Annotated in this window: 19 protein-coding genes, 1 rRNA gene and 1 riboswitch; of the genes, 8 read left to right on the top strand and 12 right to left on the bottom strand. The window is 29.4% G+C overall.

The features are described 5' to 3' along the window. Window positions 1-674: 674 nt before the first annotated feature. A complete protein-coding gene (locus KGF48_RS18685) occupies window positions 675-2,273 on the top strand; it encodes a putative manganese-dependent inorganic diphosphatase (RefSeq protein WP_227841488.1) in 1,599 nt (532 codons plus the stop codon). Window positions 2,274-2,926: 653 nt separating this feature from the next. Here the strand turns inward: KGF48_RS18685 and KGF48_RS18680 are convergent. The 10 genes from KGF48_RS18680 to KGF48_RS18635 form a co-directional block, all read right to left on the bottom strand. After that, window positions 2,927-3,451 carry a peptidylprolyl isomerase gene (locus tag KGF48_RS18680; protein ID WP_227840791.1) on the bottom strand — a complete coding sequence of 175 codons (525 nt, stop codon included), beginning with the start codon at window positions 3,449-3,451 and terminating at the stop codon, window positions 2,927-2,929. Between the two features lie 64 nt (window positions 3,452-3,515). Further along, entirely contained in the window at window positions 3,516-4,268 is a 753-nt protein-coding gene (locus KGF48_RS18675; RefSeq protein WP_227840790.1) for a patatin-like phospholipase family protein, read from the bottom strand. A 30-nt stretch (window positions 4,269-4,298) separates the two neighbouring features. Then, the gene (locus KGF48_RS18670) at window positions 4,299-5,597 is read right to left on the bottom strand and encodes a M18 family aminopeptidase (protein ID WP_227840789.1); all 1,299 of its coding nucleotides are present in this window, start codon (window positions 5,595-5,597) and stop codon (window positions 4,299-4,301) included. A 16-nt stretch (window positions 5,598-5,613) separates the two neighbouring features. Next, window positions 5,614-7,878, bottom strand: a complete 2,265-nt coding sequence (locus KGF48_RS18665) for a DUF3553 domain-containing protein (RefSeq protein WP_227840788.1) — start codon at window positions 7,876-7,878, stop codon at window positions 5,614-5,616. 250 nt (window positions 7,879-8,128) lie between these two features. Further along, window positions 8,129-8,950: an energy-coupling factor ABC transporter ATP-binding protein gene (locus KGF48_RS18660; RefSeq protein WP_227840787.1), complete on the bottom strand. Its 822-nt coding sequence runs from the start codon at window positions 8,948-8,950 to the stop codon at window positions 8,129-8,131. Then, window positions 8,943-9,641, bottom strand: coding sequence for a cobalt ECF transporter T component CbiQ (cbiQ, locus tag KGF48_RS18655; protein WP_227840786.1), 699 nt, complete (start codon window positions 9,639-9,641; stop codon window positions 8,943-8,945). Before cbiQ ends, KGF48_RS18660 begins: the two co-directional genes overlap by 8 nt. Window positions 9,642-9,643: 2 nt before the next feature. Then, on the bottom strand, window positions 9,644-9,928 hold the full coding sequence (locus KGF48_RS18650; protein ID WP_227830378.1) for an energy-coupling factor ABC transporter substrate-binding protein: 285 nt from the start codon (window positions 9,926-9,928) through the stop codon (window positions 9,644-9,646). Beyond that, complete coding sequence (locus KGF48_RS18645; RefSeq protein ID WP_227435530.1) at window positions 9,918-10,670, bottom strand: energy-coupling factor ABC transporter permease; 753 nt, start codon at window positions 10,668-10,670, stop codon at window positions 9,918-9,920. Before KGF48_RS18645 ends, KGF48_RS18650 begins: the two co-directional genes overlap by 11 nt. Before the next feature lie 181 nt (window positions 10,671-10,851). Beyond that, window positions 10,852-11,045, bottom strand: a riboswitch (cobalamin riboswitch). 137 nt (window positions 11,046-11,182) lie between these two features. After that, window positions 11,183-12,958 carry a nitric oxide reductase activation-like protein gene (locus tag KGF48_RS18640; protein WP_227840785.1) on the bottom strand — a complete coding sequence of 592 codons (1,776 nt, stop codon included), beginning with the start codon at window positions 12,956-12,958 and terminating at the stop codon, window positions 11,183-11,185. Between the two features lie 13 nt (window positions 12,959-12,971). Next, the gene (locus KGF48_RS18635) at window positions 12,972-13,901 is read right to left on the bottom strand and encodes an AAA family ATPase (protein ID WP_227840784.1); all 930 of its coding nucleotides are present in this window, start codon (window positions 13,899-13,901) and stop codon (window positions 12,972-12,974) included. 380 nt (window positions 13,902-14,281) lie between these two features. Here KGF48_RS18635 and KGF48_RS18630 point away from each other — a divergent pair, with 380 nt between their 5' ends. From KGF48_RS18630 to KGF48_RS18600, 7 genes are all read left to right on the top strand, one after another. Continuing rightward, window positions 14,282-14,470: a helix-turn-helix domain-containing protein gene (locus KGF48_RS18630; RefSeq protein WP_227840783.1), complete on the top strand. Its 189-nt coding sequence runs from the start codon at window positions 14,282-14,284 to the stop codon at window positions 14,468-14,470. Continuing rightward, entirely contained in the window at window positions 14,463-15,164 is a 702-nt protein-coding gene (locus tag KGF48_RS18625; RefSeq protein WP_009895385.1) for a response regulator transcription factor, read from the top strand. The genes KGF48_RS18630 and KGF48_RS18625 overlap by 8 nt, the downstream gene beginning before the upstream one ends. 1 nt (window position 15,165) lies before the next feature. Beyond that, window positions 15,166-16,089, top strand: coding sequence for a sensor histidine kinase (locus KGF48_RS18620; protein WP_227840782.1), 924 nt, complete (start codon window positions 15,166-15,168; stop codon window positions 16,087-16,089). Window positions 16,090-16,246: 157 nt separating this feature from the next. Continuing rightward, window positions 16,247-17,170, top strand: a complete 924-nt coding sequence (locus tag KGF48_RS18615; RefSeq protein ID WP_227868434.1) for an ABC transporter ATP-binding protein — start codon at window positions 16,247-16,249, stop codon at window positions 17,168-17,170. Beyond that, window positions 17,163-17,900, top strand: coding sequence for an ABC transporter permease (locus KGF48_RS18610; RefSeq protein ID WP_227840780.1), 738 nt, complete (start codon window positions 17,163-17,165; stop codon window positions 17,898-17,900). The genes KGF48_RS18615 and KGF48_RS18610 overlap by 8 nt, the downstream gene beginning before the upstream one ends. A 10-nt stretch (window positions 17,901-17,910) precedes the next feature. Beyond that, window positions 17,911-18,684 carry an ABC transporter permease gene (locus tag KGF48_RS18605; protein ID WP_227868433.1) on the top strand — a complete coding sequence of 258 codons (774 nt, stop codon included), beginning with the start codon at window positions 17,911-17,913 and terminating at the stop codon, window positions 18,682-18,684. Between the two features lie 15 nt (window positions 18,685-18,699). Next, window positions 18,700-18,852 carry a hypothetical protein gene (locus tag KGF48_RS18600; RefSeq protein WP_009888176.1) on the top strand — a complete coding sequence of 51 codons (153 nt, stop codon included), beginning with the start codon at window positions 18,700-18,702 and terminating at the stop codon, window positions 18,850-18,852. A 369-nt stretch (window positions 18,853-19,221) separates the two neighbouring features. Here the strand turns inward: KGF48_RS18600 and KGF48_RS18595 are convergent, their stop codons facing one another. After that, window positions 19,222-19,830, bottom strand: a complete 609-nt coding sequence (locus tag KGF48_RS18595; protein ID WP_227840778.1) for a DedA family protein — start codon at window positions 19,828-19,830, stop codon at window positions 19,222-19,224. A gap of 192 nt (window positions 19,831-20,022) precedes the next feature. Then, window positions 20,023-20,129: ribosomal RNA gene (gene rrf / locus KGF48_RS18590) — 5S ribosomal RNA — on the bottom strand; the annotation flags it as partial.

The raw sequence follows: 20,129 nt of genomic DNA, 5'->3' as shown, positions 1-20,129 counted from the left end.
CATTATTTTTTTTACTATTATTAAATTTTTTTACTTAAATGAGATGTATTTCATTTAAATAATTTAATTTAACTAAATAAAACACTAAAATGATAATTTATATCTTTCATTTTTTTAACTTATTAAATTTTATATGTTATTTGTACAAGTAATATATAATATTTGGACTTATTTTCATAAAATAATACTTATTTTTGGTTTATATATACTTTTTATTTTTAATAATAACTATATAATTTAAAAATAATTTAAAAAAATACATAATCTAAAATTATTTTAATTTCTATCAGTTATTTTTAAATCAATATTTTAGGATAATATTTTTCATATAGATAAATAATTTTTATATAGCACTCGTTAATTTTTTACTTATGAGATACATACAAAAAAATTTATACTATAAAATTTTCATAAATTTTTATTTACTCATCATATTAATTAATTTTTTCGCAGCTATCTTCAATGAATTAGTTGTTAATAAACCCCAATTTCATTGAATAAAAGTATAAATCATAAAAATTTTTATATTAAATTTGTTATATATGTAAAAGATAAAATTGCATATAATATTTTTTTCATTAAATTTTTTTCTTTTTACAACAAATACTCACTACCTTTTGATATAATATTTTTATCAATTATTATTATATTCAAGTTTTGAAAGGAGTTTTAAAATGAGTTTATTAGTTTTCGGACATAAAAATCCAGATACAGATTCAATATGTTCTGCAATTTCATTGGCATATTTAAAAAACAAGCTAGGAATAGAAGCAACAGCTTATGCTTTAGGAGATATCAGAAAGGAAGCTAAGTATGCCTTAGATTACTTTAAGGTAGATGCACCTGAAATCTTAGATAACGTTAGAATACAGGTTAGAGACTTAAATTATGATAGGGTACTACCTTTAACTCCAACTTCTTCTATATTAGAAGCCTATAATCTTATGGATGAAAAAAATGTTAAAACATTACCTGTAACTTATGAGGATGGAACTTTTGCTGGTATTATTACTATGAAAGAAATAGCTAAAAACCTTCTTCATCAACATTTTACAACTATACACACATCACTATCAAATATCTGCAAAAACCTTAATGGTACTATCCTTGTAGATTGTGGTGAAGATGTAAAAGGTAGAGTTGTTACTTTATCATTTGGTATGGAAACCCTAATAGAGACTTTAAAAGAAGGGGATATAGCTATTGTTGGTGATAGATATGATAGTATTGAATACGCCATCGATACAAAAGTTAAACTTTTAATACTTACTAATCATACAGAAATTTCAAAAGATTTACTAGCTCTTGCTAAAATAAATGGAGTGTCTGTTGTTTCTGTTGAAAGTGACAACTACAAAACTTCTAATGTAATAAATCAATGTAGCTTCTTGGATTCTATAGAAGCCACAGACAACTTGATTACATTTAAAGAAGACGACTATATGGATGAAATAAAAGAAATTATGTTAGAAACAAACTTTAGATCTTATCCTATATTAGACGATGACAATAAGTTTTTAGGATTAATTTCAAAAGGGCATCTATTAAATCCATCTAAAAAGAATGTTGTTTTAGTTGACCACAATGAATATGCTCAAAGTGCTGATGGAATTGAACAAGCAAATATAGTTGAAATAGTTGACCATCATAAACTTGGTGGTATTTCTACTGATGTTCCTATGTCTTTTAGAGTTATGCCTGTTGGATGCAATAGTACTATAATTTATCAAATGTATAAAGAAAATAACGTTGAGATACCTTATGAAATAGCTGGTCTTCTTTTATCTGCTATATTATCTGATACATTATTATTTAAATCTCCAACAACTACTGATATGGATAAGAAAGCTTGTGAAGAATTAAGTAAAATAGCAAAAGTAGACATGGAAAAATATGCTATGGATATGTTTAAATGTGGTACTTCTTTAGATGAGTTTACTATAGAACAAATAGTAAATATGGACTTTAAAGAGTTTAACATGAGTGGACATAAAGTTGGTATTGGACAAGTATTTACTTTAGACACAGACTCTATATTTGCTAAGAAGGATGAATTTTTATCTTATATAAATTCAACTGATTATGACAAATTAGTTCTTGCAGTTACAGATATAATAAAAGAAGGTTCTTATTTAATTTACAAAGCAGAAGATAGATTGATTGCTGATGCATTTGGTATTGAAGGAGTTCAAGGAACATTTGCTCCAGGTGTTGTATCTAGAAAGAAACAATTAGTACCTAACTTAACTACTGCAATTAAAAATTTTAAATAATATAAAATCTTTAGACAACACAAAAACTGTTTCAAATTTAAATTTGAAACAGTTTTTTTCTTACATAACAATAATAAATTCTATAAAAAAAGAATACACTATTAGAAAATTCTAATAGTGTATTCTTTTTTTATTATATATTACACTTTAAATTATTCCTTGACTGGTCTAGCTGGTGTAAACTAAACCAGTCTCTCTCAAATATTAAGCACTTTTTTCTTATTATGTTTTTAGGATTTATTGTCTCTATTATTGTAAACCAAAGTTATGAAATTGTAAATAGAATATATTACCATTATAATGTTTTTTCTTAAGTAAAAACATACAAATAACTTTCTTTTTTTAAACAAAATCATTAAATTAGCTTTAAAAAATGTTAAAATAAATGTTTTCCACGTATCTTCTATATTTATTTTAATATCTTATATATTAAAAACCTAATCATAAATAATTTAATAGAATTATTTTTCTATAATACTATTAAATAAGATTCTAATAAGACTATTGGAGTTATTTAGTATAATAAAAATTTAATATATAACTAAATTTCAGTAAAATAAATTAAAAAGTGAGATGTATTCATATCCTCTAGAAAATATAATAACATCTCACTTTATCTTTAAGTTGTATAGATTTTTACTTTTATCTATGACTTAGTTTTTTTCTACATCTGAGTAATCTACTCCAAAAGTTTCTACAGTCACAGCTTTCATAATTTGTGGAGTCTTTGGCTTGTCCGCTGCTCCTGTTCTAACTGATGCTATTTCATCAACTGTATCCATACCTTCTATAACTCTACCAAAGCCTGCATATTGACCATCTAAATGTGGTGAATTTTTATGCATTATAAAGAATTGAGAACCAGCTGAATTAGGTGCCATAGTTCTAGCCATTGATATAACTCCTCTTTCATGCTTTAGATTGTTAGTAAATCCATTTCCACTAAATTCACCTTTTATAGAATAGCCTGGGCCACCCATTCCAGTACCATTTGGGCATCCACCTTGTATCATAAATCCTGGTATTACTCTATGAAATGTTACTCCATTATAATATCCATCATCTACTAATGATACAAAATTCTTAACTGTATTTGGTGCTATATTTGGGTATAACTCAATTTTTATTTCTTTTCCATTTTCCATTACTATAGTTACTATAGGATTTTTATTTTCCATGACTTATTACCTTCCTTTTTATTAATTAAATTACACAATTACATTTATTATATTATACTCTAAATTAAAGTCTATCAAGTATATTTTTTCCTATTTCATATCCTTCTTGATATATAGTTTTACAAAACTCATCATCAAAGTTAAGAGTATCTTTAGGTGCAAATTGAGTATTAGGTCTAACTACTATTATTTTATCTTCATTATATATTTTTTTGATGTCATCTGGTAAATCATAATTATACTTTGTGGATATCAAAATAATTTTATCCACATTATCCACAATTAAAGGCTCAATTAATGCACTCCTAATTAGACCACCATCCAATTTAAAACCATCGTAAATACCATCTTGCACATCCTTCATAAATTGTTCTTTAAATCCAAGAGTAGCATTTGGATTTGATGGTAACAATCCACTATATGAAATGCTTAAGATTGCTTCATCTTTAGGCATTTTTAACACATTTACAACCTTTTCTGATACTACCTTATTATTAACTTCTACATAATTAACATAGAAGTTCATTTTCTCTATTTTACTATCATCTAGTTCTTTAAGATTGTCTATAACAGGAGAATTATCCACAGTATTATTTACTATTTTCACATTTCCGTTCTGGATATCTTTTATATTTGTCCACATTTTTTCCAAGTTATCAACATTACCTGTGTATAAATAATATCCATTCATCGCTCCTATTGATGTTCCTGAAATCGAATAAAAATTATTTATTCCATTATCATATAAAGCCTTAACTACCCCCGCTTGGTAAGCTCCTTTTGCTCCTCCACCTTCTAAGCATAGTCCTAATTTCATAGTTTCATCTCCAAATTATTTATCTTATATTTATATTTCAAAAAATTTACTAAATGTTTTATATATACTATAATGGTCTTCAACATTACCTAATTCTCTTACAGAATGCATTGCTAAAATTGGACTTCCTACATCCACAGATGGTATATCTACATGAGTAGAAGATATTGGACCTATTGTACTTCCACCCCTCTCATCTGACCTATTTACAAATTCTTGATACTCGACATTAGCTTCTTTACATATATTTTTGTAAACAGCTATAGAATATCCATCGCTTGTATATGCTTGACTTGCATTTATCTTTATAACAGGCCCTTTCCCCATAACTGGTTTATTAGTTGGGTCATGTTTTTCTGGAGTATTTGGATGAATAGCGTGAGCTAAATCTGATGATATCATGAAAGACGAATAAATAGACTCAAAAAATCCTTCTCTATCTTTCCCTATTGATAAACATATTCTCTCCAATATATTTAATAGCATATTTGAATCTGCACCTTGTTTAGTGGAACTTCCAACTTCTTCATTATCAAACACAGCCATTACATTTACACCACTTTGTCCTTTAGTATCAACTAAAGCATTTAAACTAGCATGTACCATTGCAAGATTATCTTGTCTTCCAATAGATATAAATTCATCATTAGCCCCTATTAAACTTCCTTTTTCAAATTCATATAAGAATAAATCAAAGTCTATTATATCTTCCATCTTTACATTTAAATTAGACGATATTTGTTTTAAAAGAAAGTTATCTTTTTCTAATGTATCATTTAACAATCCAACTAGAGGTAACATATCTTTTTGTTTATTATATGAATGACCCTCATTTATACTTCTATTCAAATGTATAGCTAGATTTGGTATTATACAAATTGGCTTTTTAAAGTCGATAAGTTTTTCTTTTGGCTTAAGTACACTATCTCCTTTTAAGACTACTCTCCCAGCTATACCAAGTGGTCTATCTAACCACGTACTTAATATTGCTCCTCCATAACATTCTGTATTCAACTTCAAATAAGCTTTCTCAGCTTCTATTTCTGCATTTGGCTTAATACTAAATGTAGGAGAATCTGAATGAGAACCTATTATTCTAAATCCACCTTCTTCTATATTATCTGAGTTAACTACAAAAGCTACTATAGCAGATAAATTTTTAGTCACGTAGTATTTTCCACCTACTTTTAGATTCCATTTCTTATTTAAAGCTAACTCTTCAAATCCATTTTTATCTAAGACTTCTTTAGCACTATCAACTGCGTGAAAAGATGATGGGCTATCGTATATGAAATCTATTAAATTTTTAGCAAAGCTTATACTATCCATTCCTAATTTTCCTCCATTATAAAATATCTAGTGTTGTATATTCTTTATTTATTTTTTTAATTCCTTGCTTATCAAAGGCTATAGTAACATCTGTTCCAGTTATAGACACGACTGTTCCAACCCCAAATTTAGGATGATGTACTTTAGAACCAAGCTTTATATCTTCTGGATTAGTCTCTTTATTTGAATCTTTTATTGTAGCATTAACGTTATCTGCAACTTTAGATTTACTTATAGTATTCATATACTTTTTAGTATATTTATCTAACATATTATAACTTGCTTTAGAATAACTTAATTCCTTTTTCATTTTGTACAATCTTTCTATACATTCTTCTGGTAACTCTTCCATAAATCTTGAAGCTATTGCAACATTTGTTTTACCATATAGCGTTCTCTTTTCAGTTAGTGACATGTATAGCTCTTCTTTAGCTCTAGTTATACCAACATAGCAAAGCCTTCTCTCTTCTTCTATTTGAGATTCACTCAGAGACTTTATAGCTCTTGATATAGGAAATAGACCTTCTTCCATACCTATCAAAAATACAACTGGAAACTCTAACCCTTTAGATGTATGAATTGTCATAAGAGAAACTCTATCATTGTCCTCTTCATCATTAGATTCAGATGTAAGTGCTATACTAGTTAAAAATGTCTCTAAATCTTTATTTTCATAAGTATCATCACTACTACTTTCAAACTCTAGTGCTATAGATATAAATTCTCTTAAATTATCAATTCTATCTTGAGCTTCTTCACCTTTACCAGTTAAATCTTTTTCATTTTTATTTCTTGTCTCTACAAGTTCATCCATATATCCTGTAGTATCCAAAACTTTTTCTATTAACTTACTAACAGGATAGACTTCTTTTATAGTTCTAAGTGTACCTATAATATCAACAAATCCACTTATACTTGCTCTAGCTTTTGTAGATATATCAGAATTTGTTTCTATATCAATTAAAACTGAATATATACTCTCTTGTTTCAGATTGGCTCTATCTTCAATTTTTTCTATAGTTCTAAGCCCTATACCTCTTCTAGGAACGTTTATAATTCTTTTTATAGATATGTCATCCTGTGGATTTTGAATAACTCTTAAATACGCTACTAAGTCCTTTATTTCTTTTCTCTCATAAAACTTTGTACCACCATATATATTATATGGAATTTGACTTCTGTTTAAAGCGTCTTCTACAGGTCTTGCTTGTGCATTTGCTCTATAAAGTACTGCAAAATCTTTGTATGGTCTATTCTCTTTTCTAGCTATTTGTGCAATTGAGTCAGCTATAAAATCAGCCTCTTCTATTTCACTACCAGTTAGTTGTATCTTTATAAGTTCTCCTTCTTTCTTTTCACTCCAAAGTTTCTTTCTTTTTCTTTCTATATTATTGGATATAACTTTGTTAGCTGCATCTAATATTACTTGTGTTGACCTATAATTTTGTTCTAGTTTAACAACATGTACATTATCATAATCTTTCTCAAATTCAAGTATGTTTCTTATATCTGCGCCTCTCCATCCATAAATACTTTGGTCATCATCTCCAACAACACAGATATTTTGATGTTCTCTAGCTAATAATTTTATTAGTTCATATTGAGCTTTACTCGTATCCTGATACTCATCTACCATTATGTATCTAAATCTACTTCTATAATAAGCTAACACTTCATCATTAGCCTTAAAAAGTTCTACAGTTTTAAGTATTAAATCATCAAAGTCAAGTGCACTATTTCTCTTTAAACGGTCTTGATATAGAGCATAAATATCTGCAATCTTAACCATTCTATTATCTGCCATGTTGATATCTTTAAACTGTTTTGGAGTATAAAGCTTGTCTTTTGCTCCTGAAATGGCGCTTATAACTGCTTTTGGTTCAAATACCTTATCACTTAAATTTAATTCTTTAAGACAGTCTTTAACCAATGTAACTTGGTCTGCAGAATCATAAATTACAAAACTCCTATTGTAACCAATCTTATTTATATCTTTTCTGAGTATACGAACGCAACAAGAATGGAATGTACTTATCCACATGTCCTTAGTTTCAGGACCTATGTTTTGCTCAACTCTCTCTCTCATTTCATTTGCAGCTTTATTTGTAAATGTTATAGCTAATATATTTGGTGCTTGTACACCTTTATCTTCTATAAGGTATGCTATTCTTGTTGTTAATACCTTAGTTTTACCTGAACCAGCACCAGCCAGTATAAGTACTGGACCTTCAGTTTTTTCTACTGCTTCTCTTTGAGCAGGATTTAATGTATCTAAATTCATATTTCTCCTCCTGTTAACAGCCATAAATATATTTTAATCTAAAATATGAATTACTTCAAATTATAATTATGTATTATATTAATAGATTATTGTCAAATTTTAACAATTAGATAACACTTACTTATAAAATTTATTTTTATTCTTTATAAAAAAAATAACCTTATGATTTGGGGAATCATAAGGCACCTTTAAGGGGTCTAGGTTAAGGGTTATTATATATAAATCTATTTTTTTAAAATAGGTTTAGGGCTTAATTATTTATTTGTATTAAGTCTCTTTCTTTCCAGTACTTATACAAATCTTCTTCTTTCTTAAATAAAGGTAAGTTCATATTTTTATGTACCTTTACTAACCACGGAGATTCTAATCCAGCTTGTATAATATTGTTCTCATTTACAAATACACTTTCTGCGTTTCCTTCATCAATTAAAATCCCCTTATCCAGTACATATATATAATCGCATATTTCATACATTAAATTCATATCATGACTGGATATTACTATTTTTATATTATTTTCATCTAATCTCTTTATTATATCTACAATAGACCTAGTACTTACTGGGTCTAATCCAGCTGTAGGCTCATCAAGCAATACAATTTCATTTTCCATTGCTATAACTGATGCAATTGCTACTCTTTTTTTCTGACCATAACTTAAAAAGTGTACTGGTCTATCTATAAAATCTATTCCATTAACAGCTATCAAAGCTTTATTTATTCTCTCTTTAATAATTTTTTCATCCATTCCAATGTTTCTCATCGCAAATGCTATATCATCATATACTTTTGAGTAAAATATTTGTTTTTCTGGGTCTTGAAAGACAATCCCTACATTTTTTCTAAGATTATACAAACTCTTCTTATCATACTTTAACTTTTCTTCTTTGAAAAGTATTTCTCCAGACGTAGGCTTTAGTATTCCCATTAAGTTCATAAATAAAGTTGATTTTCCTGAACCATTTGAGCCTATTATACCTATAACATTTCCCTTTGAGAAATCCATATTAATGTTCAATAATGCATTAGCATTTTTTTCATATTGATATGTTAAATTATTTATTTTAAACATCATTATCCCCTACTATGTGAAATTTACCATCATACAATTTTATGTCTAATGATATACACATATCATCATACCTTGTCATAAGCCTTTTGTACAGCATACTTCCAAGAATCCCTAAAGATTTATATGAAGTTTTTAAATTTATGTACCCAAATCTTAATTCTTGTGACTTATATATCTCTGAAAATTCTTCTAAAAATATAAATATAAATCTATATATCAACATTGATAATTCAACAAAGGTGTCCGGTAAATGCAATTTCTTAAAGAAAAATATCAACTGATTAAAAGGTGTTGTAAGTATACAAAAATACACACAAGTTAAACAAGACATAGCTCTAAATAACACATGAATAGACATGTCAATAGATGCCTTTGATATTCCTACATAAAAACTAAAAAACTGAAAACTATATAGTAGGTCTGTTTTATTAAAAGATATATTCACAAGAGTTATACCTATACTAAGAAATAAAAAATACATCGGTATTTGAAGTAATTTCAAATAATTTTTTAAATCTATCCCTGCTACACAAACAACTAAAATACTCATTAAAATCATAATTCCACTTAAGATAAATATATTTTTTATTATCATAGAAGCAATTAGAAAAATTGCTCCTATGGCTACTTTTTTATTTGGATTTACTTTACTTAATCTATTTGTATATGCATATTTATCAATGATAAGCATAATTAACTTCTCTTTCCTTTTTGAAGACCTAATATGTATCCTATTACACCTGCACCTAGAGCTGCTTGTGCAGAGAATAATAAACTCTCTATTTCTCCACTTGGTGGCTCATATGGACTACTAAACCAAGGCTCATAATTTGGATTTATCTTAGTAATTTCACTTTCAGCTTGACCATCTGCTCCTCCATATTCAGCACCTGAATTTACAAGTAATGGGAATATTATAAGAGCTACTACTAATAAAAGTAGTAATATGTTAGTTTTTGTTTTTGTTTTAGCACTCATTAGCTTTAACTCCTTTATCATTATTTTCTAGTATGCTTTTTTCTCCATTTTCTGTAATCAAATTATATACAATTACAGTAAGAATACCTTCTGCTATTGCTATTGGTATTTGAGTCATAAAGAAAATTCCTAAGAATTTAATTGCTGAAGCCATCACTCCACCTGATGGGTCTGGGAAAGCCAGTGCTAGTTGTATTGAAGTTATTGTATATGTGGCTAAATCTCCTATTGCTGCTGCAAGAAATACTGGTATAGCATTGTTTCCATCTTTTTTCTTTAATGCTTTGAATATTAAAAATGATATAATTGGCCCTATTATAGCCATTGAAAAAGCATTAGCTCCTAAAGTAGTTATTCCCCCATGTGCTAGTAATAATGCTTGGAATATTAGAACTATAGTTCCAAGAACAAACATTACACTTGGTCCAAACATTATTGCTCCAAGACCTACTCCAGTAGGATGTGAACAACTTCCTGTTACTGAAGGTATTTTTAATGCTGATAAAACAAATACAAATGCTCCACATAGAGCTAATAAAACTTTCTTCTTAGGGTCTTGCTTTACTATTTTACCTATTGATTTTAATCCCACTAAGAAAAATGGTATAAATATAACTCCCCATGCTATAGACCATTTTACTGGTAAGTAACCTTCCATTATATGCATTGCATTTGATGTAACTGGAGTTAAAATGATTAACATAAGTGCAGCTATAACCCCTAATTTGATATTTTGTTTCATTTGAGTATCCCCTCTCCCTTTCTAATAATTAAAATATGAATAATATATGTAACCTTATTCTAGCAAAATAAAAAAGCCTAACTCGATGGCTAGGCTTCTAATTTTCGACAATCTAAATACAAACACATAAAATAAACATATCTGTATAATTATTATAAGAAACTTTCTCCATCCCCGAAGAAATCACTTTAATATTTTAGGCAGGTCTCCTGACTTAGCTTCATCCTACTCCTCTTCCTTCCCATGAAATATAAAAGCATATTATCATAGTGGCTAACAAAAGTTTCGTCTGCATCACAGTAGCGGGGGCTGTAAAGGAATTTAACCTTCTTCCCTATTAATCTTGCTTAAAGAACCTATAATATTATATATTTAATTTTTAATATTACTTTATTTTTAATTCATTTTCTATATAAATCATTGTATACCTTTTCTGTGAAAATTTCTACATTTTTTACAAATTTTATTCATTTTTATATTTTTATGTATATAAATTCTTTTTTATAAATCAATTAACTCCTAATTATCTTTTTTAAATACATTGAAACCACATCAGAAAATCTAGTTATGTCTCTTGAATATATAAAATCGTTTCCATATATTAATCTTTCAGCTTCAAGCTCTGATTCTTTACCTGTAAATACTCCTAATACTAAAATATTTTGTTTTCTAGCTTTTCTTACTTCATTAGCTGTATCTCTTAAACCAACAATACCTCTATAAGCTTTTTCTCCTCTTAAAGTTCTCTCGCTATTTTTTCCTATCTTTACATCATTTGGCCTTCCATCACTAAGAACTATCAAAATTTTATTTTCTTCGTCTCTATTTATCAAACCACTACATATGGATTTTATAGCTAAACCATCTCTATTATTACCAGCACAGAAATATTCAAAGATATTTTCACTATTTTTAATACTGTCATCATAATCCTTAAATCTTTTTAATATCGTGTAATCTAAGAAACTAGAAAAACCCATAACTCTATTTGGTATTCCAACTTCTGTCAAGGCATTTGCAATTATGTAAGCTTGAATTGCTACATTTCCTTGGTTTCTACTTTGAGAACCACTTGCATCCAACAATATATCAATAACATATTTCCCTTTTTCATTTTCTATATCTTTATAAAATATTTTATTATTGTTACTCCTTCCAACTCTCCAAGCTCTATTTGCTAGGATAGTTCCACAATCAGAATACACTCTAGTTTTAGCATTTTCTTCTACTAAAATCCTAGCAAGGCTTTCTTTTAATCGCTTTATTTGTTGTCTATACATCCTAGCATGTTCTCTAAATTTGCCTAAATTATTTTCTTTTTGTCTTGTCACATATTTCAGCTGAAAAACGTTATTACATTCACTTCTAAGAACACCATCTGTAAAGTGAATTCTGCATCCCTCATGTACGTTTCTGCAATTTTGTGTTTCAAGCTTTTTAATTTCACCCTTACTTAAATAAGTTTTCCCATAATAATGTTCTATTTTTGAATATATTTTATTTACAGTCTCTTCATCAACATATATAACTCTGTCTGCTGAATTACTAGATTGAGAATCATCAAAATCCCCTACCCCTTCTACAAGCATCGATGAAGATATTGAGTCTATATCACTTTCAATAATGTTTTCTCCTTCATCACTATAAAGTTCTTCATACATAAAATCAGCAAATGTATCAAAGTTTACTTCAACATCCTTTACATTGTTTTCATCATATGTAGAATTGCTTTCTTCTCCATTTAATATATATTCAAAATAAGTTAAATATATAACATCTAATGCTTTTAAAATCTCCATAATATCTTGATTCGTATCTATATTCCTTATGTCATTAACTATTCTTCTAGTTATACTGTCTAATGCTGGATGCTTGTCCATATTATAAAGTACAAATGCATATTTAATTTTATCCATAATATTGTCATTGTTTATTTTGGTAAAACGTGAAACAATATCTTTATAAGCATTTCTTCTTATATCTTCTATCCCTGGCCTATCTTTAATGGCCTTTTCTTCAACTATTGTATTTAATATAACTTGAATTAGACCCAATATAATATCTTTGTCATATCCTTTTCGTATTCTGTTTGTAAGATATTTTTTAACTATGTCCCAATCTACATACTTTCTTCTAGCTCCTGCAATTATTGCAAAGTATAGACCTATTTCTTTTGAAGAATAATCTTTTTCTGATATATCTATACTTTCATTGTAATCACCAGCTATTGTCCAAGATAAGTTATTTGCTCTATTTTCAAATTCATAATCATCATATATCCATTTCATAATCTCACCTATATTAAATATGACTTATTGGAAATACATCTGCACTCTCCCATTTATTAGGTATTCTCGTTTTAATTACATCTCCAACCATTTCTTTTTCATATATATCAAAAGTCTTTCCTGTAAGTCCCATATTAATTGCAAGAGTTGGTTTCAATCCTCTCCTTATAGTCTTAAGAGATGCCATAAGACCACGTAGGTCAATAGCTTTACTAGATATCTCACCATTTTGAGATTTCAATTGTAAATCTAAAAATATTCCTGCAAAGTGTATTAATTTCTCTTCATCAGCATCTGAAAATTCATTTTTTAAAATCATCATTAACTTATCTTCTTCTATTGGAGGAATATCTATTACCATAAATCTAGATACTAGTGCTTCATTAAGTTCTTTTGTTCCTGCATACTCGTAATTCATAGTTCCAATAAATCTTGTTGCTGGGTGCAGATTAACTCTCTCATAGCCGGGTACATCAATCACTCGACGATAATCTAAGGCTGAATGAACTACAACTATAGCATCATTTTTTGCCATGTTAATTTCATCAAATACACCAAAGCCTCCATTAATAGCACATTCATAAACTGAACCTCTTCTAAGTTTAACTTCATTGTCTATAAATGTATCTGTACCTATAAGTGTTGAACTATCTGTGTTTATATGAAATGATGTATTCCACTGAGGTCTATTAAATATCTCGCCTAAATTATCAGCAAGTAAATTTTTTCCTGTTGCCTTTGGTCCTGACAATAAAATATTTTCTTCTTCTAAAATCGCTGCTATACACATAGATAATATGTCTTTTCCATAAAAATAAGTTTTAGACTTTGTTACTCTGTATTCTAAATCTTTTTCCAATCCATAATAATTTTTAAAATACAGTACATCTTCAATAAGCTTTTCATCTACCCCTTGTACCCTTAAATTATCTATTATATCCATATTGTTACCCCTTTTATATAAATAGTATTTGTTTCATTTCTTAACACCATTTTAGCATAAAAGGATATAAGCTAAAATTGATTTTTTAATCTCCCCCATTTTAAGTAAGACCATGCACCATTTTATCACTACAAAATTAAGTAAGGCGACATGATTAAGGAGGTGACAAATCTACCTTTACATAAGAGTATTATACTCCCATACTGTGAAATCAATAAGTACAAGATAAATTTTGTAGACATAGTAATCGTATTAGATATGTTTATACAGTTTTACTATTAGACAAAATAAAGAGTACTACTTACTGATATTTCTTGATTTTGTTCGTCTATACGTATATAATATATGCTGATAAATTATGAGGAAAGGATGATTGAAATATGGAATATATGTCTTGCCCAGAAGTAGCAAAAAAATGGGGCATTTCTGAAAGAAGAGTACAAAAACTATGTGAAGAAAATCGCATACCAGGAGTTTCAAAACTCGGGTATATGTGGCTGATACCAAAGGACGCAGAAAAGCCTGTTGATGGTAGAGCAAAAAGAAGAAAGGAAGTACAATATGAATAGTGTTTTGATTATAGATGATGACAAAGAGCTTTGCGCTCTTATGAAAAAATGTGTTGAGCAAGAAAATTTATCTGCTATTACTGCACATTGTGGTGCAGAAGGTCTACATTTGGTCGATAAAAATAGACACACACTCTCTCTTGTAATTTTGGACATAATGATGCCAGATATAGACGGTTTTCAAGTTCTGAAAAAAATTAGAGAAACAAGTAATATTCCAGTAATTATGCTTACCGCTAAAAATGACGAGGATGATAAAGTTTCCGGACTACGTTTAGGTGCTGACGATTACCTAACAAAACCGTTCAGCATAAACGAACTTATGGCTCGTGTCAATTCTCTTATTCGTCGGTATACTATGTTAAACCCTGCTTTTATAACAGACACAGATTGCATAATAATAAATGGCATGATTATTGACAAGACAAACCGAATTGTTTCTGTCAATAATATTCCTGTTCAACTTACAAGCAAAGAATTTGATTTACTTGCTTTTCTGGCTTCTAATAAGGGACGGGTGTTTACCAAAAAACAGATTTATACACAAGTATGGGAAGAAGAATATGCTTTTGACGATAGTAACATCATGTCTTTCATCAGTAAATTGAGAAAAAAGATTGAACCAGACCCCAACCATCCATTTTATATTTTGACAGTTCGTGGTGTCGGTTATCGTTTTAATAAGGAGGCTTAACATGAATACAAGTGTCTATCTGCTTTTGATATTGGCTCTTAGCCTGATTATTATAGCGTACCTTGTTTCTGTCCTGCTACGTGTCCGAATACAACTTACACTTATAAAAGATGCTTTAGAGGATATAAAAAATGGAAACCTTAATCGCCGTATTTTAACAGATGAAAACGACATTACAAAACAAATTTGCTATGATATTAACGAAATGGCAATCAATAGCCAATTTCAACTTATTCAGCAAAAACAATCAGAACAAGCCTACAAACAGCTAATGACAAGTCTCTCCCATGATGTAAAAACTCCACTTGCTTCTTTGGTCGGTTATTTGGAAGCAGTAGAAAGTAAAATTGTTGTAGGAGAGGAAAAAGACGAGTATATCCATGTTGCGTCTGATAAGGCTCATTACTTAAAGAATTTTGTAGAAAATCTATTTGAATGGGTAAAATTGGATTCTAAGGAACAAGTTTTTCATTTTGATATTTTTGACTTGAATGAATTATCCCGTAATATTATATCTGATTGGATACCTGTTTTAGAAAGCAGTCATTTTGAATATGAATTTGATATACCAGAAATAGAGTACTTCTTACGCATAGACGCAAATGCATATACCCGTATCATTAATAACCTATTACAAAATATTATTACCCATAGTAGTGGTGACAAAATGACATTGAGAATTTTTGAAAACAAAGATCAAGCTCAAATTGTAATAACAGATAATGGGAAAGGTATATCTTCAGACAATCTCCCACATATTTTTGAAAGGTTGTACCAATGCGACCATTCACGAGCTTCAAAGGGGAATGGTTTAGGCTTGGCGATTGCAAAGGAACTTATTAACGCTCATAAGGGAAATATTACCGCCAACAGCACTCCCGGTATGGGAACAGAATTTACAATATTGCTTCCTAAAGCCCTGTAAAAGTCCGAGGCTTTCTTACTCTAAAACAAGATAAAAGCAAGATTATGGCAAGGTTTTGGCAAGGTTCATGTTTTATAATTCTAATTGTAGTTGATTTTGACGTTGTATCAACTATGATTTTGTAGAAACAAATTTATTAAAAGTGAGGAAATTATATATGAATGATTTTGTGATTGAAACAAAGCAACTTACAAAAATTTATGGAAATCAAACAGTAGTTGACAAAGTCAATCTCCATGTAAAAAAAGGCCGAATCTATGGTCTGTTAGGACGCAACGGGGCTGGGAAAACCACAATTATGAAAATGATTTTAGGGTTGACTTCAATCACGTATGGCGAGGTAGATGTATTTGGAGAGAGTATTAAGGGACGTGAAAAACGAGTATATCCCCGTATTGGTGCAATTATCGAAACACCAGGATTTTATCCTAATCTGACAGGAACGGAGAACTTGGAGGTTTTTGCAAAACTGCGTGGTACAGCCGCCCCTAATTCTGTAAAAAGAGCATTGGAGATTGTAGGCTTACCTTATAAAAATAAAAAGCTGTTTAGTAAATATTCGCTTGGCATGAAACAGCGACTTGGTATTGCCAACGCTATCCTGCATGACCCAGAACTGTTAGTTTTAGATGAGCCAACCAATGGTCTTGACCCTATTGGTATTGCGGAGATGAGAAAGTTTATTAGGGACTTGAGCGTTGAGCATGGAAAGACAATTCTTATTTCCAGTCATATTCTTTCAGAAATCTCATTGTTGGCTGATGATATTGGAATTATCGACCACGGTGTTCTTTTGGAAGAAAGTAGTATGAGTGAACTAGAAAAGAAAAACAGTAAATATATCCTACTACAAGTTTCAGATATTCCAAAGACATCACTTATTTTAGAGCGTCAATTTAACACGAAGGATTATTCCGTTCAAGATGACCACACTTTACGCCTTTATAACACTACTCTGGATATGGGTGAAATCAATAAAGCACTTGTAATGCAGAATGTAACTGTTATTAGTTCTCAAATTTGTAATGATACTTTAGAGGACTACTTTAAAAAAATCACAGGAGGAGAGGGCATTGCTTAAACTTATTCAAACAGAATTTCTTAAACTGCGTCGTAGGAAACTTATTTGGCTGATGTTGTTGTCCGCTCTCATTATGCCGTTTTTCGCACTACTATACTTCAATTATTTTGGTAAAACAGGTGTTGAGCCAATAAAGTTTTATAAATGGTCTGCATTTGGTTATACACTTTGGATTATTTTACCCGTTGTTTTGGGTATACTTTGCACCATGCTTATACACGAAGAAAACCAGTATAATATGCTCAAACAGCTTTGGATTGTACCTATTAGTAAAATGGGATACTTTTTTAGTAAATTTTTCGTTGTTTTGATTTACTCTATTTGTTTTATGCTGATTACAGCCATTGCTTCTGTGTTATTTAGTGTACTTTCTGGATATGTCGTATTTAACTGGGCAAGCATTTTATATTTGTTGAAAAAATGTTTAGAAATTGGTGTAATCACTGCTTTTGTAATGTTGCCGATTTTGGCAATCGCTACATCTCAAAAAGGATACATTCTCCCAATTTGTATCACATTGGTATATGCCTTTTCCGGTTTTGTTCTAATGACAATAAATATGTATTTACACCCATTATCCAGTATGGGAGTTATTATCATGAGAAATAAAGACATTCCAGGTCTTATATTTTCACAGGAAATTAATGTCCCATTAGCATTTCTTTGTATTTGTATTTGGAGTATTGTATCAGTATTGTTTGCAAACATTACACTAGGAAGAAGAAAGTGAGGTGTAGATAATGTGGAAATTACTTTGGGCTGAATGTCAAAAAATTCGTCGTTCAAAAATTGTTTGGATTACAGTTTTTGCATCCATTATGATAGCAGTCATAGTTTTTGCAGGAGGGCAGGATGTATATAATGACCTAGATTTACATTATGGCTTAAAGAGCGTTTATGACGGTTCACGGTATATAGACAATGCAGGTTGGTATATGGATGCGGTACAACCTTGGTCAACTTTTTTTGTTCTTCCTGCTGTCATTGCCCTATTAGGAAGCTATATTATTTGTCGTGAAGAAGAGGAGGACACTATTAAATCCCTGCGTCTTATTCCCATAAATGAAACAAAATTAACCATAGCAAAAATGATTATTACTTTTATATTCAGTATACTTCTTTATTTGTTACTCTTTACTATAACATTTTTGACTGAATCCGTTTTACATTTTTCTGATTTATCGATAAAACTGGTTTTAAGTTGCATGAAAGAGTATTTTCTTGATGGCATAGGTGTATTCCTTGCAATTTCTCCCATTATTGCCTTAGTATCGCGCATGAAAAAAGGATATTGGCTTGCATTAGTATTCACAGAAGTTTATTCTATTGCTGGACTATTTGCAGGTATGTCAAATGTCTTACAAACCTTTTTTCCTATTGCGGCAATATTTAATCTTTCTGGATACTATATAACTACTGGAGAAAAAATTATGGGGAGTATCATAAGTTTATTACTTTGTGCCTGCCTTTCTGCATTTATACTGAAAGGGCTAAAACGCAATGAAAAAAATTGAAATAGGTATATCAAAATGAAAAAGATAAAAAAACTGATTATTCTAATTGTATTCTTGTTTCTTTTTGGTATGTTACACTGTTATACTGAATGGAAATTCAACAATGACCCACCTAAAGGGGTAATAGAAAGAATAAATGAGTGGACTGATAAGATTGGACTGGATTAGTAACTTATGTTAATTATAGTGAATGTAATATTAGCAAGTTATTGTTTCATATTTTAATACTATAATTTTAAATATTTGGTTTTAATCTGCCAAACGAATGTAAAAAAACTGTCACAGAAGCAACATATTTTTGAACATTTATAAAGCGGTAGTTTTGATTTTCAAAGCTGTCGCCTTTTCTATATAAGCAAACTTACCCTCAACAAAGTGTAAAACATGGTACATTTTAAGAAAAAAGTACCACAGACACAAGCGATAAAAGAAACGCCGAGAACCTACAAAAACGTAGTGTTTATGCAGATTTACGACGCCTTCTATTTTCTCAACCGTCTTAATGACCTTGTACAAAAAAAAATTTTCTAATATTTTTTATAATCTTATCTTGTGATGTTTTTTATGTATATATGACTTAATACCAATTCCAATAAAAATTATGGATATTGGTATAATGAGAACTAGGAATTTATAATCATTATAATGTGACATTATTTTTACCCAACTCTCTGAAAAAATATACCCAATACTAATTAACGAAGTATTCCATATGGTGATACCCACAATAGAGGATATAATAAAAGTTATAATATTCTGACCTGCAATACCTGCTATAAAAGATATGTATGTTCTACATAGAGGAATTAACCTACATACACAAACAGAAATAGAAGAGTATTTGTTAAAATAATCTTGTGATGTAAAAATTCCCTTTTTTGCCTTGGGACATATCTCTACTATCTTATTTATGATAGATTTTCCTCCCAAATTGCCTATTGTATAACAAAATATCGAACCAAGTATACCTGCAACTATACTTAAAATTAAAATAGTTAAAAAACCAAAATGATTTCTTGCTGCAATAGCTCCACAAAGTGGTAAAACTACTTCACTAGGTAATGGAAAACAAGCATACTCAATCATAATTAATACAAATACAGATATTAATCCATATTGTAAAATAAAACTATTGATTACAGACACCCAATTATCTATCTCCTTTCTTATTTAAAAGTACATACCTATAAAACCTCACATCCTACATTAAAAGAATTAATTTATAAAAAACTCTTTTAAATATTATATGTGTTTATATAAAGCATTTATAACAGACTTATCCTTTTTAAATAAGAAATTTGAAAATAAGAAACTTGACAACAAAAAATAAAAAAAATTACGTGGCTACGTCCTACTCTCCCAGGCAGTTTCCCACCAAGTACCATCAGCGCTAGAGAGCTTAACTTCTGTGTTCGGAATGGGAACAGGTGTATCCTCTCTGCTAT

Origin of the sequence: Clostridioides sp. ZZV15-6388 (genome assembly GCF_020657755.1) — a bacterium.
Taxonomy (GTDB): domain Bacteria; phylum Bacillota; class Clostridia; order Peptostreptococcales; family Peptostreptococcaceae; genus Clostridioides.
The sequence above is the reverse complement of the archived record's forward strand: the minus strand, read 5'-3'. Positions and strand labels throughout refer to the sequence as shown.